General features: G+C 37.1%; 14 protein-coding genes. 10 read left to right on the top strand and 4 right to left on the bottom strand.

The window, feature by feature from the left end; all coding sequences use genetic code 11:
- Positions 1 to 54 precede the first annotated feature (54 nt).
- Positions 55 to 2,214 carry an LTA synthase family protein gene (locus IV81_RS06785; RefSeq protein WP_057803586.1) on the bottom strand — a complete coding sequence of 720 codons (2,160 nt, stop codon included), beginning with the start codon at positions 2,212 to 2,214 and terminating at the stop codon, positions 55 to 57.
- 196 nt (positions 2,215 to 2,410) lie between these two features.
- On the opposite strand from IV81_RS06785, the gene IV81_RS06780 reads away from it, so the two are divergent.
- The 3 genes from IV81_RS06780 to IV81_RS06770 are packed head-to-tail and all read left to right on the top strand — an operon-like array spanning position 2,411 to position 4,711.
- Positions 2,411 to 2,842, top strand: a complete 432-nt coding sequence (locus tag IV81_RS06780; RefSeq protein WP_057803584.1) for a GNAT family N-acetyltransferase — start codon at positions 2,411 to 2,413, stop codon at positions 2,840 to 2,842.
- Entirely contained in the window at positions 2,842 to 3,948 is a 1,107-nt protein-coding gene (locus tag IV81_RS06775) for a YibE/F family protein (protein ID WP_057803590.1), read from the top strand. Before IV81_RS06780 ends, IV81_RS06775 begins: the two co-directional genes overlap by 1 nt.
- Positions 3,941 to 4,711: a YibE/F family protein gene (locus IV81_RS06770; protein WP_057803582.1), complete on the top strand. Its 771-nt coding sequence runs from the start codon at positions 3,941 to 3,943 to the stop codon at positions 4,709 to 4,711. The genes IV81_RS06775 and IV81_RS06770 overlap by 8 nt, the downstream gene beginning before the upstream one ends.
- A gap of 99 nt (positions 4,712 to 4,810) precedes the next feature.
- Here IV81_RS06770 and IV81_RS06765 read toward each other — a convergent pair whose 3' ends face one another.
- Both IV81_RS06765 and IV81_RS06760 read right to left on the bottom strand, forming a co-directional pair.
- Positions 4,811 to 7,354, bottom strand: a complete 2,544-nt coding sequence (locus IV81_RS06765; protein ID WP_057803581.1) for a coiled-coil domain-containing protein — start codon at positions 7,352 to 7,354, stop codon at positions 4,811 to 4,813.
- 57 nt (positions 7,355 to 7,411) lie between these two features.
- Positions 7,412 to 8,350 carry a magnesium transporter CorA family protein gene (locus IV81_RS06760; RefSeq protein WP_057803579.1) on the bottom strand — a complete coding sequence of 313 codons (939 nt, stop codon included), beginning with the start codon at positions 8,348 to 8,350 and terminating at the stop codon, positions 7,412 to 7,414.
- Between the two features lie 106 nt (positions 8,351 to 8,456).
- Here IV81_RS06760 and IV81_RS06755 point away from each other — a divergent pair, with 106 nt between their 5' ends.
- From IV81_RS06755 to IV81_RS06730, 6 genes are all read left to right on the top strand, one after another.
- Positions 8,457 to 9,191 carry a TerC family protein gene (locus tag IV81_RS06755; RefSeq protein ID WP_057803576.1) on the top strand — a complete coding sequence of 245 codons (735 nt, stop codon included), beginning with the start codon at positions 8,457 to 8,459 and terminating at the stop codon, positions 9,189 to 9,191.
- A 43-nt stretch (positions 9,192 to 9,234) separates the two neighbouring features.
- Positions 9,235 to 9,564: a thioredoxin gene (gene trxA, locus IV81_RS06750; protein ID WP_057803574.1), complete on the top strand. Its 330-nt coding sequence runs from the start codon at positions 9,235 to 9,237 to the stop codon at positions 9,562 to 9,564.
- Positions 9,551 to 10,411: a DegV family protein gene (locus IV81_RS06745; RefSeq protein WP_057803573.1), complete on the top strand. Its 861-nt coding sequence runs from the start codon at positions 9,551 to 9,553 to the stop codon at positions 10,409 to 10,411. The genes trxA and IV81_RS06745 overlap by 14 nt, the downstream gene beginning before the upstream one ends.
- A 38-nt stretch (positions 10,412 to 10,449) precedes the next feature.
- Complete coding sequence (gene map, locus IV81_RS06740; RefSeq protein WP_057803571.1) at positions 10,450 to 11,232, top strand: type I methionyl aminopeptidase; 783 nt, start codon at positions 10,450 to 10,452, stop codon at positions 11,230 to 11,232.
- Between the two features lie 174 nt (positions 11,233 to 11,406).
- The gene (gene proB / locus IV81_RS06735) at positions 11,407 to 12,231 is read left to right on the top strand and encodes a glutamate 5-kinase (RefSeq protein ID WP_338045632.1); all 825 of its coding nucleotides are present in this window, start codon (positions 11,407 to 11,409) and stop codon (positions 12,229 to 12,231) included.
- Positions 12,228 to 13,478: a glutamate-5-semialdehyde dehydrogenase gene (locus IV81_RS06730; RefSeq protein WP_057803567.1), complete on the top strand. Its 1,251-nt coding sequence runs from the start codon at positions 12,228 to 12,230 to the stop codon at positions 13,476 to 13,478. Before proB ends, IV81_RS06730 begins: the two co-directional genes overlap by 4 nt.
- A 125-nt stretch (positions 13,479 to 13,603) precedes the next feature.
- Here the strand turns inward: IV81_RS06730 and IV81_RS06725 are convergent, their stop codons facing one another.
- Positions 13,604 to 13,978, bottom strand: coding sequence for a VOC family protein (locus IV81_RS06725; RefSeq protein ID WP_057803564.1), 375 nt, complete (start codon positions 13,976 to 13,978; stop codon positions 13,604 to 13,606).
- A gap of 119 nt (positions 13,979 to 14,097) precedes the next feature.
- Between IV81_RS06725 and IV81_RS06720 the strand changes: the two genes are divergently transcribed.
- Positions 14,098 to 15,648 (top strand): ABC-F family ATP-binding cassette domain-containing protein, encoded by a 1,551-nt coding sequence (locus IV81_RS06720; protein ID WP_057803562.1) that lies wholly within the window; start codon positions 14,098 to 14,100, stop codon positions 15,646 to 15,648.
- The last annotated feature ends 128 nt before the right edge of the window (positions 15,649 to 15,776 follow it).

Below are 15,776 nucleotides of genomic sequence, written 5' to 3'. Positions count from 1 at the left end.
TTTAACTTTTTGGGTATACCTCAATGTCGCGAACTTTTTTATTGTCATTTTGGGTTAACTATCATTTGAATCTGGACTAGTAATCTGAATTCGGTTTTCTCCAGTTGACTTATGGTTGGCTTCCGGAGCATCAGTTTTATACAGGTCCTCTAATGATTTATCTTGATTCTTTGAGAACATCGACGTTGATTTAAGCTTCAATTGATCTTCAATTTTAAGAGCCTGTTGTAGACCAGTTGAATAATTATACTTAGACGAGTCGATTTTACCCTTAAAGTCAGGATTTTTGTAAAAACGAAGTAAATTTTTATCATTTAATGAATCTGACATTGATAATTGTGTTTTGACGGCCTGACGATCTTTTTTGACTTTTTTTAGGAAAGCTTCACTCGGTTCAGTAATTTCATTTCCATCTTTATCATAAAGTTTATTTCCAATCGAACTGTAAGTTGGTGTTACAAAGTCATTGTTTCGAAAGGCAACGACTTGATCATGACTTTTTGAAAATAAATCGGTCCCAAATTGAAGGTAGTTTTTGGTTGAAATTCCAAGCAAATGCAGAACCGTTGGTAAGACATCAATTTCACCACCGTACTGGGTCTGAATTCCCCCATCTTTCATCCCTGGGATATGAATCATAAAAGGAACACGCTGTAGTTGGGCGTTATCCCAACTGGTCCAATTTTCGGTTGGATTGTCACCAAATTCCTTAAAGTGGTCAGGATCTTGAGCGAACGTTTTGGCAAGTGCTGGGTTGGACGAATTAGAAATCCCATAGTGATCACCGTATAAAACAATCATTGAATTGTCGTACAATCCTGATTTTTTCAAGAAATTAAAGAATTCTTCAATCGACTGATCAAGGTAGTTTGCAGTTTTGAAATAGCCATCAACAGTTTTGTCACCAGTATCCGGAGTATCAAAATCGCTATCTTCAGCATCTAGTGTATAAGGGATATGATTACTTACGGTGATATATTTAGCATAAAAAGGTTGTTGCAAATGCTGTAAATATTTAACCGAATCCTTAAAAAGAAGCTTATCCTTTAATCCGTAGGTTGTGGACTTATCACCGGAAACATCAAAATCACTGGCCGAGAGGAAATTCTCGTATCCCATGTTTTTGTAGGTGCTATTTCGATTCCAGAAGGATGCCGTATTACCATGGAAGACAGCAGAAGTATAGTTACCATTTTGTTTTAAGATTGCTGGGGCGGCTTGGAACGTTTGGTCTGAACCTAGTTGGGCGAATAACGATCCCTGTGCTAAACCAAAGGTGCCGGTCTCCAACATGTTTTCAGCGTCACTAGTTTTTCCTTGGCCAACTTGGTGGAAAAAGTTACTAAAAGCGTACGTCGATTTACTATGGTAGATACTGTTTAAGAACGGCGTTACGGTTTGTCCTTCGACCTTGTCATCAATTAAAAACTGCTGGAAGCTTTCTAGGTGAATAACAATAACATTTTTTCCCTTGGCCTTTCCAAGCGTAATATTAGAAGGCTTGGCATAATGATTTTTGACATATTTTTCAATCACCGTTAACTCGCTCTTTTTAGCTTCCGAACGCATTTTAATATTTCGTTCTAGCTGGATTCCATCGTATGCAGTGAAAGCATCTAAGCCCATGTACTTAACAACATATGAGCGGTCAAAGGTTCTAGTAATTAGCTGTGGGCGGTCCATTTCAGCCAGCATCAGGTTTGACGCAAAAGCCAAGATACCGATTGAAGTGATTTGAAAACCAAATTTTTTAGGCAATGGATGAGGATCCATTTTGATTTTTTTTAACACAAGTAAAAGAAAAATGACGATGATATCGATCCAATAAAAGATGTCGTGAAAGTTTGTTAGTGACATGGAGCTCGAGCTGAGCCCTTGGTTAACTTTTGAATAGCCTAACATCGTGTTAACGGTCATAAAGTCAGAGAATTCTCTGAAATAAATGACATTCAGGTAGAGTAGAACGGTATTGGCAACGTCCAGTAACATTGCCACCCAATAAAAGCCCTTTTTGGGTCGAATGTAAAGTGCAATTCCGAAAATTAAAATGGTGGTTGCAATTGGGTTAATTAGTAGTATGAACCATTGAAAAATTCCGCTCACACCAAGTGAAATATCCGTTAAATAAGCAAATAACGTTTTTATCCAGAAAAGAAAACTAATTAGAATAAAAAAGCCAAATCTGGTGTCAATTTTTGATTTTAAAGATTTCATTTTCAAAGACCTTTCAAGTACTTCAGTATCAAGTGCATATTTGCAATTCTAACATATTTCCATTGTACGGTTTATGAAACATCAATATCGACCGTTTAATAAAATAAAATTTTAATAATTTTTGTGTAATTATCCTTTTTTTCTGTATTATGTAGTTTAATGTGAACTAAATTTAAAATATTTTGGAGGCAATGGCATGGAATCTAAATTAGTAAAGGGAGCAACTGGTCCGGTATATTTAGACGCATTAGAAATTCGTAAACAAGTATTTATTGAGGAACAGGGAATTGATCCAGCGCTGGAATTTGATGAAAATGAAGACTTTTTTACATATTTTGTCGGTTATGACGATGGTAGACCAGTCGTTACCGCACGCGCTCGAAGAACCGATGATGATGTTTGGTTGGTGCAACGGGTGGCGACGAGATCGGGATATCGGCGTCACGGATTAGCGCGTGACTTATTTGAATTTATTGAGGATGAAGCTAAAAAAGCCAAAATCAAAAAAATTCGTTTGCATGCACAAGAAACGGCTGAACCCTTTTATTTTGCGATGAATTACAATCGAATTAGTGGTCCAGAAATGGAAGCGGGAATTGTACATTATTGGATGGAAAAGGAAATTTAATGCGGTGGAATAAAAAATTAATATTATTCTTGGGAACGATCATCGTCAGTGTGGCGATCGTATTTTTTGTCAAAAATAATGCGTTTATTTATAATACGCCGGTCGGACATGTTGAAGATGTGCAGGTGCTAAGTAAAGTTCTCCAAGAAGACAATTTTGGAAACAAAGACTATATCGTTCGTCAAAGACTAAAAATTCGCATTTTAAACGGAAAACAACGAAACAAATTGTTAAATGTTAATAATGAATATTCACTATCACAGGCGACCGACTTGAAGTATAGGACTGGACAAGACGTTTTGTTACATTTCAACTATCGTAAGGGACATGTCGCGGGGACAACCATTACCGATTTGAAGCGGGATGTCCCGTTAACCATTTTAGCGACAATCGCAATTAGTCTATTGGTTTTAATGGGAATTACCGGTTTGAGAGCGTTATTTAGTTTGCTTTTAAATACCGTTTTATTCTTTATTGCGGTTGAAATTGATGTGCAGCAAGAGGGCTTTGGTGTTCTTGCCATTTTTAGTATCCTGGCCGGAATATTTAGTTTAATCACACTGACCTTGGTTCTTGGGTGGAATAAAAAGATGTTAGTAAGTTTTTTAACCACGGTGGTCGGAACCTTTAGTGCCATCATAATTGGTATGATTGTTTTTAAAATAACTCATAATGGTGGTTTACATTTTGAAACAATGGAGTACGTCACCCAAAATCCAGAGCCGTTATTCTTAGCTGAAATTATCCTTGGATCTTTAGGGGCGGTGATGGATGAATCAACTGATATCATCGTTAGCCTGGCAAAGTTACGGAAAGAAAATCCGACGATTTCGATGAAACAGCTTTGGATTTCTGGCCGAAACATTGGTAAAACAATCATGGGCCCGCTGCTGAACGTACTTTTTATGATTTTTATGTCGGATACATTCTCAATGATGGTTCTTTACCTTCGAAATGGAAATGGATGGGGATATTCATTTTCCATGAATATGGAACTGGGGTTTGTCCAGAGCCTGATCAGTGGAATTGGGATTGTATTAACGGTTCCAATCGCCAGTTGGCTGGTTGGAATTTTCTTTAAAAAGGGGGCTGTGAGAAATGCCTAATGCCGTAATTATTTTAGCTGTAATTTTAGCTGCCCTAATGATGGTCGTCGGCGGTGCCACTGGTATTCGAGCTTTTATGAGTATCATCTTGAATTTTATCGTCCTCTTTTTAAATATTGCATTAATATCGTGGAGCTTTCCAGCGATGGCGATTACAATTATCAGTAGTTTAATTATTCTCGCAATTACGATCTTCATGGGTAGCGATGATGATCGAATTACACAAAATGCTTTTTATAGTTCAGTCTTGGTTTTAGTCGTGCTTGTGATTTTAATCGTCCTAATTAAGCCGCATTTGATGATTCAGGGATTTGGAAATGAAAATAACGAAGATTTGGAAGGAATGTCATTATTAATTGGAATTAAATTTAATGATGTCATGACTTCGACAATGATTATTAGTACTTTAGGAGCAGTAGCTGAAGCGGCAATTGCAATTGCTACGGGATTAGAAGAATTAATTGAAACAACCCCTGATTTGGATTTAGCTAAAATTTTTCATCATGGCTATGATATTGGAAAAGAAATTATTGGAACGGCATTGAATACACTATTTTTTGGATTCTTCGGTAGTTTTCTTGGACTATTTACTTGGTACGTGAAGTTGAATTATAGTTTTAGTGAGTTTTTCAATAATAAAATTTTTGCGGCAGAATTTTCGATGATTTTAATTGGATTTATTGGCGTGATTAGTACGGTTCCTTTAACTGCGTGGGTAATTCAATTTCGTCAACGGCATGCAGAAAAGCATGATTCGGTGTGATAAAGTTATCAGCGCAATAGAGGTTGATATTAATAATGAGTATATTTAAAAAGTTCAGTGGGCAATGACAAATGGTGTCAAAGCTTACACTGAACTTTTTTAAGATTTTTGATGATTTGATTGAGTAGGTAGATTATTAAAATTTAATTTATATATTAGCCGATAAAACGAAACGCTTAAAAGTGGAAATAAAATTAGATAGCACAGAGTAGTCATTCCTAAAATAAGACTAATTGATGTTAAAAGTGGATCATGTGTCAAAAATAATCCACTGGAAAAAGTAAAGACGACCATACTTGATAAGTTAATAATTTGATCGGTTTGTTCAAAAGCTTTTTTTAGCTGATCCAACGGATGTTGATAGAATGGCGCCGGCCAATTTAAGATTATAATTGACAAAAGTGTAAGGACTAGAATACTTAAAATATTAGTAAATAAATTAATTTCGATATTTTCAACAACTTTTAAGTTGATAAGTAGGACATTAGATAACTCGGTAGATAAGCCAGCTACCAAAAGAGCCACGACGGTTTTCAACAATCCAATATTAGGACATAGAATTCCAAGCAACAGTGCAGAAATTAGCACGTAAGGGAAGATGGAAAATTTGGCGCTTTTAAAAGAGTCAAGCCCTTGAAGAGCAGATCCTGATAGGGTATAGTCACATTTTTCTAGCGAAGTATGATTAATAAAATCGTCGACCTTTTTTTGTAACTTATTGCGGTACAATTCGGCATCAGCTTGGTCTTTTAATTCGATCTCAAAGGTAGTTGTTTTACCTTGTGCGGTGGTGTAAGTTTTGAACGATTGGTAAAACGAGGAATCTTTCAACGCGGCCTGGCCAATAAAAATATCGTCTAAGATGTTAGCATTCGCTAGCTCGTTTAGATCCTCAATACTTAATTGACAGCGATCAAGTGAACTTGATACTTTCGTCAGTAATTGATTTAAACCATCGGACAACTCGACTAAGGTTTTATTTAAAACGGTGATATCAGTTTGAATGCTAGACTGCTTTAAGGAAATAATTTTAGCATTTTCTTTAAGTGTCAAAATGTTAATCGTATTGGTTTTTAGTTTTGATAGCAAATCTTTAATTCTTGCTGTGTCTTCAAGCATAAGAGGATCTGAAATTTTTGATCGCTGATTTTGAATGCTCTCATTGGTTGAGTTTAACGTTGTATTTAAGTTTTCGGCTTGTTTAAGAACTTGGTCAATATTTAAAACATTTGTATCCAAATCTTTTTGAAGAAGGTTAAGCTTCGAGTTAAGGTCGCCAACCGTTAGTTCACTAATTTCCCCCTGAGATTCTTTAATTTCAGCTTTAATCGTTTCGAGAGTGGTTTTAGTTGATTGAAGTTGTTGGATAGAAGCTTTTAAGCGGTGCTTAGTATTAAATTTAGTCCAAGTTTTGCCGAGTGGCTGGGTAACTGAAGTAACCGATTTAACGTCAGAATCTTTTTTTAGATTCATAGTTAAGCGGTCAATTTCGCGAAATTGGGATGGGATTCTGAACTTCACTGAACTTAATAAGTTTAATTTAATAATGCGCTGAGGCTCACGAATTAGGTGTGGATTAGTTTCAAATCTAATCGTCTGCTTCGGTGCAAGATGGGCACTTTGTATGCAGATGGCCATGATACCAGCGCCAATTAAAATAAACCCAAGTTTAGGAAACCGGTAGGCTAAATTTGTCAGATAATGCCACGAGTGGTTTTCTTTTTCAAAAATCCAAGCAGGTCCCGGCCAAAAGGTTATTTCTCCAAGATAAGTGGTGAAAAGCGGCAACAAAGTGTTAATTATCAGCCAAATTAAAAAGATTAAGGGAATACATAGCGACAGGTTTAATAAAATCTCGGACTTAACGTGTGGAATCATCCACATAAGGGTGGTACTCATGAACGTTGTTTGAAAGCCAATGATTTTCCATCTAGCTAAAATTCTAGTGGCCGAAGGATCAGATTCAATTGTATTTGAGAACTCTTTTAAAATTGAAATTAAAATTATTGGTAAAATTAAAAAAGAAAAAAATAGTATCAAAAAGCCAGAGACTTCAGCCAGTTTGAAGTGAAAAAGTGTTGACCAAGTGTGAGCTAAGAATCGCGAACAGTATTCAGTAATCAAACACAAAATTGATACAATCAGAGGCGTCGTAAGTGATCGGAAAAATAATCCAGTAATTATCCATAGCCCGATAAGGATAAATAATTTAGCCATTGATAATTTAGCGGTGGCTAAGCGTAACTTGGAGGTGGGCTTCGTAATTTTCACGTTTATGTCGGAAATTTTACTTCGTTGTTCAATTTGTTTAAGATCAGATGAGTGTTGAAGAGTGACTTGATAAACTAGGACAGACTGATCAGCCGCTTTTTGAAAGTACCGAGTAATGAATGTGTCATCTGGTGAAATAAAATGTGCCAGTCCCAGAGCTTTAGAATCTTTTTTTATACCATCCATGGTACGAGCTATCTTGGAGGTTTGGGAAGTAGTGAGTCGACCATGTGGATTAGAAAAAATAAGATTAATTTCAGTTCCTTTAGGATAAATTTGGTCTGGAACGGATTTTGAGTAATCGCTAAAAAAAGCTAACGCGATGAACGTTAGCCAGAATAGTCCGATAAGATAGTGCTGCTTACGTGACATTTTAATAAACTCCCATATGATTTTTTTGTTCATATGGAAAATACGTCAAAAAGCAAATTATTTTTTAAAAAAGTTACTCCAATTTACAATTAGGTAGACGATTAAAATTAAACCAATCGAAATTAGGATGGTTAATTCCCAGCTTCTAGTCGAGTTGGCAAAGGGCAATGACACATTTTGCCCATAGAATCCAAAGACAATGTTGGGAACTGCTAAAACAATTGATAGTATTGTTAGGAATTTCATCGTATTATTTAAGTTATTATCTAAAACATCAGAATAGGACTTAGAAACTTGTTCGATGATGTCCGATGAAAGTTGGGCCATCTCCTGACTTTGTTCAGATTCAATAATAATTTCTTCCAATTTAGTTCGTTGCTGCTTGGTCAAGTTTAAATTGGGAAGACGCATCATGCTGTTTAATAATGAAGTATTTGATTTTAAAGATGTTAGTAAATAAATTAAACTAGTTTCCAGTTGGAGCATACTTTGAATCCCGCTATGATTTAAACGGGTTTTAAATTTAGCTTGAATAGCTTGACGGTCGTAATTAATCCTTGAAACGGCATCATTAAAGCGCATCGTTAACTCATAGATAGTATTAAAAACAACGTCAATCATGATTGAACCACCAAATGGGGCTTTAGAATCGATATTTTTACGCCCCAGAATCTTAGCATTGCGGTCCATAATTTTATTGACGTAGTGGGTTTCATCGTGAGTAAAGACGACGACGGCATTGGGTAAAAACATAAAAGCCGCAGGTTCCGTTTGGATACCCTCGTTAAGGTTTGAACATAGTGCATGAAAAATAATCAGAAAAATATTATTTTCTTCATCAATTTCCGCACGTGCACGTTCGTTTTCATCAATTGCGTAGCTTAACGATTCTGACGTTGCGTGATAATTTTTTACTAAGGTCTGAAGTTCAAGGGTACTTGGATTAGAAACTTGGATCCAAGAAAAATCGTCAGTTTTTTTCGTGACTTTTAACATGTTTTCTTCCTCTTTAATTCGTAATACTTTAAGTTTAACCCTAATGGGGTGAAAAAATATACTAAATCGATTAAAATAAGATGTTTAGAGTAAAGGAGTATTCCTATTGGATATTTTAACAGATTTATATGGTTCCTTTTTTGATATTAATAATTGGAAAACAGTCTTAGGTTCCGGTTCAGATTGGCTAGTAATTTTTTCCTTAGTAATGATTGAATGTATCTTATCCGTTGATAATGCAGTGGTGTTGGCAACGCAGACTCAAGTTTTAAAGGATCAAAAGGAACGTGAAAAATCACTTTTCTATGGACTATGGGGGGCGTACCTATTCCGGTTCATTGTAATTGGTATTGGAACCTACTTGATTAATTTATGGGAAATTAAAGTGATTGGTGCACTTTACCTTGCCTATCTTGTCTTTCGTTTTTTTGATAAGCAGAAACTGGGGCGGCAAACTCGGAAGTTGGTCAAAAAAGAAGGAAAAATTTCGATTTTCTGGCGCGTGGTAATTCAAATCGAGTTTATGGATATTGTGTTTTCGGTGGACTCGGTGCTGGCTTCGTTGGCAATTTCATCAAATCCGGTGATTGTCTTAATCGGTGGTTTAATTGGAATTTTAGCAATGCGAGGAATTGCCGAGGTCATTATGGGAATGATGCAAAAAATTCCGGAATTAGAGACAATGGCGTATGTTTTAATCGCTATTATTGCTTTAAAACTGCTTCTTTCAATTCCAATGATTGACATTGAAATTCCATCAGGGATCTTTGCATTAATTGTAATTTTAGCTTTTATTATCACAATTGGTATCCATTACCTCCGGAAGCCTGTGAAAAAATGATGATATAATTTTAGATGAGTAGTTCAGAATAAAGGAGATCAAAATGGCAGTTACAGTAAACGACGCTAACATAGCAGAAGTAACCAATGAGGGATTAACAATTGTTGACTTTTGGGCGCCATGGTGTGGACCTTGCAAGATGATGGAACCCGCCTTGGAAAATCTTGAAGCGAAGTATGGAAGCCAACTTCAATTTGGTAAAATGAATGTCGATAATAATCAAGAAATTGCTCAATCATTTAAAATAATGAGTATTCCATCATTGGTTTTATTTAAAGATGGAAAAGCAATTGAAAAAGTAACCGGTTATTATCCTGAAGCAAAACTAGCTAAATATTTAGAAAAGAAGATATCAGAAAATGAATCAAAGTAAGACGGCAATTGTGATTGATAGTTCGGCTAACCTTAGTTCAGAGATTGTTCGCCGATATAATTTCACCGTGGTTAACCAACCAATAATGTTTGGAAAACATGTTTATCATGAAAATGTGGATATTGATTCAGATGAATTTTATCGAATGCTAAAGATGGAAAAGTCGCACCCGACCTCCTCGCAAATTCCAATGAAGGAAATGCAAAAAGTTTTTTCGAACCTTGCAGATGAAGGTTATGAGTCGGCACTATGCATTGGACTTTCAGGCGGCTTAAGTGGGTTTATCAATAGTGTATCGGCCTCGGTTCCTACCATTAAGGATTTACAAGTATTTCCGTTTGACTCTGGATCAATTTTGACTGGGACTGGTAACATGGCGATTTTGGCCGCCAACTTATTGAACAATGGTGTTGATATTCATGAGGTGTTGCACCAATTGCGCAAATATCGTGCTCAGACACAAGTATATATTGCATTGAATAACGTCAAAGAGCTCCAGAACTCAGGGAATATCTCGAATCGTTCGTCATTAGTTGGGTCATTCTTTGGGATGCGACCCATTTTGACGATCAATAAACAAGGTCGTTTAGAGATGGTTGGAAAAGAGCGTCAGATCAAAAATGCCATGGAAGCAATTGATGAAATTTTGGAGAAACAGTTGGTTGATCATAATAATCTTTCGGTGACCGTGGTTGATGCCAATGATCCGGATCGAAGTATGAAATGGCAAAGTGAATTAAGCACCAAATACCCTAATATACAAGTTTCAGCGTGTCATATTGGTCCTTACGTTGCGACGTATACTGGAAGTAAAGCAATCGGATTAATTTGGTCACCGAAATTGTGATAGTATAGACATTAGTGATTAAGAAACGGGTGGAAAAAATGATTACATTAAAATCAGAACGTGAAATTGAAGGAATGAAGAAGGCGGGTGCCGTTTTAGCTGGGATGCATATTGGTTTGCGTGATATCATCAAACCGGGCATTTCGAGTTGGGATATTGAAAAGTATGCCCTCCGGTATCTTGATGAAAATGGTGCCGTTCCAGAAGAAAAAGGTTTTGAGGGATATGAGTATGCCACATGTGTAAGTGTTAATAATGAAGTTTGCCACGGTTTCCCACGTAAGGGACTTCTTTTAAAGGAAGGCGATCTGGTTAAAGTTGATACCGTAGTGAGCGTTGACGGATATATGGCAGATTCGTGCTGGGCTTTTGCAGTCGGTGAAGTTAGTGATGAAGTTAAAAAACTAATGGAAGTAACTAAAAAAGCACTTTATCTCGGAATTGACCAAGCCGTTGCGGGCAACCGCATTGGCGATATTGGACATGCAATTCAATCATATGTTGAAGATGAAATGGGCTACGGAGATGTTCGTGAGTTTGTAGGACATGGTATTCAACCAACGATGCATGAAGATCCAATGGTTCCCGGCTACGGCGAGGCTGGACATGGTCCCCGCTTGAAGAATGGAATGACCATTACAATTGAACCAATGGTTAACGTTGGTGGTTGGCAGTGTGATACTTCGGCTCCAGACGGATGGACGGTTACAACAATGGACGGTAGCCTTTCTTGCCAATATGAGCATACGTTAGTTGTTACACCAGATGGCCCTAAGATTTTGACATCACAGGATCCAATTGGTGATGCAAAATATCTGTAAGAAGTATTTTGAATAATTAAAGTTTAAAATTGTTAAGCGATTTACCGTTGATGAATAATCGGTGGTGATCGCTTAATTTTTTTAAGAATAAGGTTTGGTAATGATAAGTAAGTAAAATTTTTATTACAATTGGTTTAGTGTTAAAATATTGGCATTATCGTGGGAAATGGTGGTTTGATGAGAGAAATAACGGCAAAGAGAATCGTTGTTAAAATTGGTACAAGTTCGCTCGTGAAGGCAGACGGAGCGGTGAATTTGGCATCAATTGAAAGATTGGCAAAGGTTCTTTGTAATCTTAAAAATAATGGTAAGGAAGTTGTCTTGGTTTCATCCGGTGCAATCGGAGTTGGTATGGGAAAACTAAATATTACTAAACGACCAGCTTCAATTGCTCAACAACAAGCGGTTGCAGCAGTTGGGCAAGGGGAATTAATCGGATTGTACGAACGTCAATTTGCTCAATATGGAATAAGCGTTGCACAGTTATTGTTGACGAGAGACGTTTTGCTATACCCGCAGAGTAATCATAATGTTCATAATGCTTTTGATGAGTTACTAAAAATGAATGTGATTCCGGTTGTTAACGAAAATGATACGGTATCCGTTGATGAATTGGATCATATGACTAAATTTGGTGATAATGATCAACTATCAGCGATTGTTGCCAAAATTATCGATGCCGATTTGTTAATTATGCTTTCGGATATTAATGGTTTTTATACAGATAATCCAACGAAAAATCCGAATGCTAAATTGATTCGGACGGTGAATAATTTGAATCCCCAAATCTTAGGTGCAGCGGGTGGACACGGGACTCAATTTGGTACGGGAGGAATGGTAACGAAGTTAAAAGCCGCCAAACGAATCATGGAAAATAACCAACAAATGATTTTGGCTAATGGAAAAAATCCACAAATTATTGATCAGATTTTGCAAGGTGAAGATGTGGGAACGCTCTTTACCAGTGTTAGTGAAGGAAAGGTTATGGGGATGCAATGATTGATATCGAAGAGATTGGGTTAAAAGCAAAGAATGCTTCAGTGGAGCTACAAAAGGTGTCAACGAAGAAAAAGAACGCAGCCTTATTGGCGATGGCAACGGCTTTGGAAAAGAATACGGCTAGAATTATTGTCGAAAATTCATTAGACATGAAGGATGCCGGTGATAACGGTGTCGCACCGGCGATGCTTGATCGACTGAAGCTGACGGAAGAAAGAATTAGAGCAATGGCGGATGGCTTAAGAAATGTTGCTCAGTTATCTGATCCAATTGGCGAAGTTATTCGTGGATGGGTCAATGAAGATGAGCTACAAATTTCTCAAATACGTGTCCCACTTGGAGTAATTGGAATGATTTTTGAAGCCCGCCCCAATGTTACCGTTGATGCAAGCGGGTTAACTTTTAAGTCTGGAAATGCGGTTATTTTGCGGGGTGGAAAAGAAGCCATTCGGTCGAACATTGTCCTAGCAGATGTATTGAGAGAAGCGTTAGAAGAAAATAAGCTCCCCGTGGATGCGATTCAAATGATTGACGATCCTTCCCATGAAGGCGTAAATCAAATGATGCATTTAAACCAGTACATCGATGTATTAATTCCTCGAGGTGGGGCGAAGTTTATCCAGATGGTTGTGCAAAATTCAACCGTTCCAGTGATTGAAACGGGGGCTGGAAACTGTCATGTCTATGTCGATGAGTTGGCTGATCTAAAAAAGGCATTACCAATTATTATTAACGCTAAGACGCAGCGGCCATCAGTATGTAATGCAATGGAGAAATTGGTTGTTCACAGTGCAGTTGCAAAAGAACTTTTGCCACAACTAAAAGAGGCTCTTGAACCTTTTAATGTCGACTTGCGAGGCGACGAAGCCACAAAGGCGATCTTACCAGATATTAAATTGGCAACAGAAGAAGACTGGGGAACTGAATACAACGACTATATAATGGCAATTAAGATTGTTGATAGTGTCGATGAAGCAATTGCACACATCAATAAATACAACACTAAGCACAGTGAAGCAATTATTACGGAAGACTATACCGCTTCACAGAAATTTACAAATGAAATTGATGCGGCTGTAGTCTACGTTAATGCATCTACCAGATTTACCGATGGGTTTAAATTTGGCTTTGGGGCTGAAATTGGAATCAGTACGCAAAAATTACATGCCAGAGGACCAATGGGGCTAAACGAATTAACTTCCACAAAGTATGTAATCCGTGGTAATGGTCAAATTAGGGAATCGTAATAAGATTATTCGTGTGAAAATAATCAAAAAAGTAGTGGGGTACGGCAATTTAATTGTTGTACCCCACTACTTTTCAAGATAATGTCAAAATGAATCCATGGAAAGCATGACCTTAATTTATTGATTTAATAGTTAGCGATTTCGATGATGTTGCCATCCGGATCTTTAATCAAAAGTGATTTGACCTTACCATGGGTTCCTTCACGAGTTTGAGGTTCATCAATGATATCGATGAAATAACTTTTGAGATGGTTAATAATTTCGTCCATTGGATTTTTAGCAACAATTGAAAAGGCAATGCTTCCGATACTTGGATTAGCAGGCGCGAATGGTGGTTGCTGCTCTTTTTCAACAAAATAAATACGCTGTTTTCCAGCACGAACCCCTGCCAAAGGGGCATCCTCTAGGATGGGCATATCAAATACCTCATGGTAAAAGCGTTCACTTTTAGCGATATCAGAAACCGTTAAAGTAATATGATCAATTTCACGAATATTCATTATATAAAATTCCTCCTAATAACCAGATTTAAGTATAGCATAGCTGATTTTTAATTGACGATTCGAGTTGGTTCATGCTACGGTGGTTATTAGTATTTTAGAAAAGTCAGGGTGAAAAAATGAGTTTATTATCTGTTGAGCATCTTAGTCATGGTTTTGCCGACAAGGAGCTCTACGAAGACGCAAGTTTTGAATTGAACAAAGAAGACCACATGGGAATTGTGGGACAAAATGGTGCTGGAAAAAGTACCTTAATTAAAATTTTAACGGGTGAGAACCTTCCAGACAAGGGACGAATCATTTGGCAAAATAAAATAACATATGGTTATTTGGACCAGTATGCAGATATTCCTAAAGAAGATACACTTTATGAGTTTTTAACGACGGCTTATGCTGAACTTTTCCGTCAGCGGGACTTAATGGAAAAATATTATGCCGACTACGCCGAAAACTTAGACGATAAGTTGTTAGATAAGGCTGGACGGATTCAAGAAAATTTGGATGCTAATAATTTTTATGATATTGATACAGAAATCAATCGGGTAATGACCGGGTTGGGACTTGACGATATCGGAAAGGACCACGTTGTCAGCGAAATGAGTGGTGGTCAACGTTCAAAAATTATTTTGGCAAAGTTATTATTACAAAATCCCGATGTATTAATTTTAGATGAGCCTACCAACTATTTGGATACGGCCCATATCAGTTGGTTAGCCGATTATTTAAATGGATTCCAAGGTGCATTCATGGTAATCTCGCATGATTATGACTTTTTGCAAAAGGTTACTAATTGTATTTGTGATGTTGCGTTTAATAAGATTACAAAGTACCGTGGTGATTTTAAGTCGGCAATGCGACAAAAAGATGCACGCAAAGAAGCCCAATTAAAAGCTTTTGAAAAGCAACAGGTCGTGATTGAAAAGGCTGAAAATTTCATTCGAAAAAATAAGGCGGGCCAGCGTTCAACAATGGCTAAATCACGAGAAAAGATGTTAAATCGAATGGATAAAATTGATCCACCAAGTGAAAATTTACAAGGACACTTTGATTTTCCGTATCTCGATACGGGATCTCAAAATGCTGTTGCGGTGAATCGGTTGGCCGTTGGTTATGGGAAAAAGCAGCTGCTAGAACCCGTGACTTTTTCGATGTCGGCGGGTGAGAAAGTTGCCTTTTCAGGGTTTAACGGAGCTGGTAAATCAACGTTAATTAAAAGTATTTTGGGAGTGATTCCATCTTTAGAAGGAGAAGCCCATTTTTCACCTTCAGCAAAGGTTAATTATTTCACACAGGAATTGACCTGGGATAATCCTCGTTTAACTCCATTACAAACGATCCAGGAAAAATATCCAACGATGCTTCCAAAAACAATTCGAACAAAATTGGCTAAGTGTGGAATTAACGCCGCGGACACAATGAAACCAATGAGCCAATTAAGTGGTGGGGAGCAAACGAAGGTTAAGTTAGCTTTGATGGAGTTGATTGAATCTAATTTCTTGATTATGGACGAACCAACGAACCACTTGGATGACGAAACCAAGCGTGCTTTAAGTGAAGCTCTTCAACGATTTAAGGGAAACCTAATTGTTGTCTCTCATGAAAATAGTTTCTACTCGCAGTGGATTGATAAGGAAATTAACGTCGAAAAATTACGTTTGGATCGAGAATAAAGAACGTTAAAAAGTAAAATTCTTTAAGTTGACTAACACAGCAACGTTAGCCAATAGTGCGTAAAACGTATTACTGTTGTGGATAACTAAATTTAAAAGAACCGAAAACAGCTAAAAGAGGAAGCATG

This window comes from Pediococcus stilesii (genome assembly GCF_001437075.1).
Taxonomy (GTDB): Bacteria; Bacillota; Bacilli; order Lactobacillales; family Lactobacillaceae; genus Pediococcus; species Pediococcus stilesii.
The sequence above is the reverse complement of the archived record's forward strand: the minus strand, read 5'-3'. Positions and strand labels throughout refer to the sequence as shown.

Excerpts from the sequence above, each read along its gene's own strand:
- map (WP_057803571.1), top strand. The coding sequence starts at position 10,450 with ATGATTACATTAAAATCAGAACGTGAAATTGAAGGAATGAAGAAGGCG.
- IV81_RS06730 (WP_057803567.1), top strand. The coding sequence starts at position 12,228 with ATGATTGATATCGAAGAGATTGGGTTAAAAGCAAAGAATGCTTCAGTG.
- IV81_RS06780 (WP_057803584.1), top strand. The coding sequence starts at position 2,411 with ATGGAATCTAAATTAGTAAAGGGAGCAACTGGTCCGGTATATTTAGAC.
- IV81_RS06775 (WP_057803590.1), top strand. The coding sequence starts at position 2,842 with ATGCGGTGGAATAAAAAATTAATATTATTCTTGGGAACGATCATCGTC.
- IV81_RS06745 (WP_057803573.1), top strand. The coding sequence starts at position 9,551 with ATGAATCAAAGTAAGACGGCAATTGTGATTGATAGTTCGGCTAACCTT.
- IV81_RS06770 (WP_057803582.1), top strand. The coding sequence starts at position 3,941 with ATGCCTAATGCCGTAATTATTTTAGCTGTAATTTTAGCTGCCCTAATG.
- IV81_RS06765 (WP_057803581.1), bottom strand. The coding sequence starts at position 7,354 with ATGTCACGTAAGCAGCACTATCTTATCGGACTATTCTGGCTAACGTTC.
- IV81_RS06760 (WP_057803579.1), bottom strand. The coding sequence starts at position 8,350 with ATGTTAAAAGTCACGAAAAAAACTGACGATTTTTCTTGGATCCAAGTT.
- IV81_RS06725 (WP_057803564.1), bottom strand. The coding sequence starts at position 13,978 with ATGAATATTCGTGAAATTGATCATATTACTTTAACGGTTTCTGATATC.
- IV81_RS06785 (WP_057803586.1), bottom strand. The coding sequence starts at position 2,214 with ATGAAATCTTTAAAATCAAAAATTGACACCAGATTTGGCTTTTTTATT.
- IV81_RS06720 (WP_057803562.1), top strand. The coding sequence starts at position 14,098 with ATGAGTTTATTATCTGTTGAGCATCTTAGTCATGGTTTTGCCGACAAG.
- trxA (WP_057803574.1), top strand. The coding sequence starts at position 9,235 with ATGGCAGTTACAGTAAACGACGCTAACATAGCAGAAGTAACCAATGAG.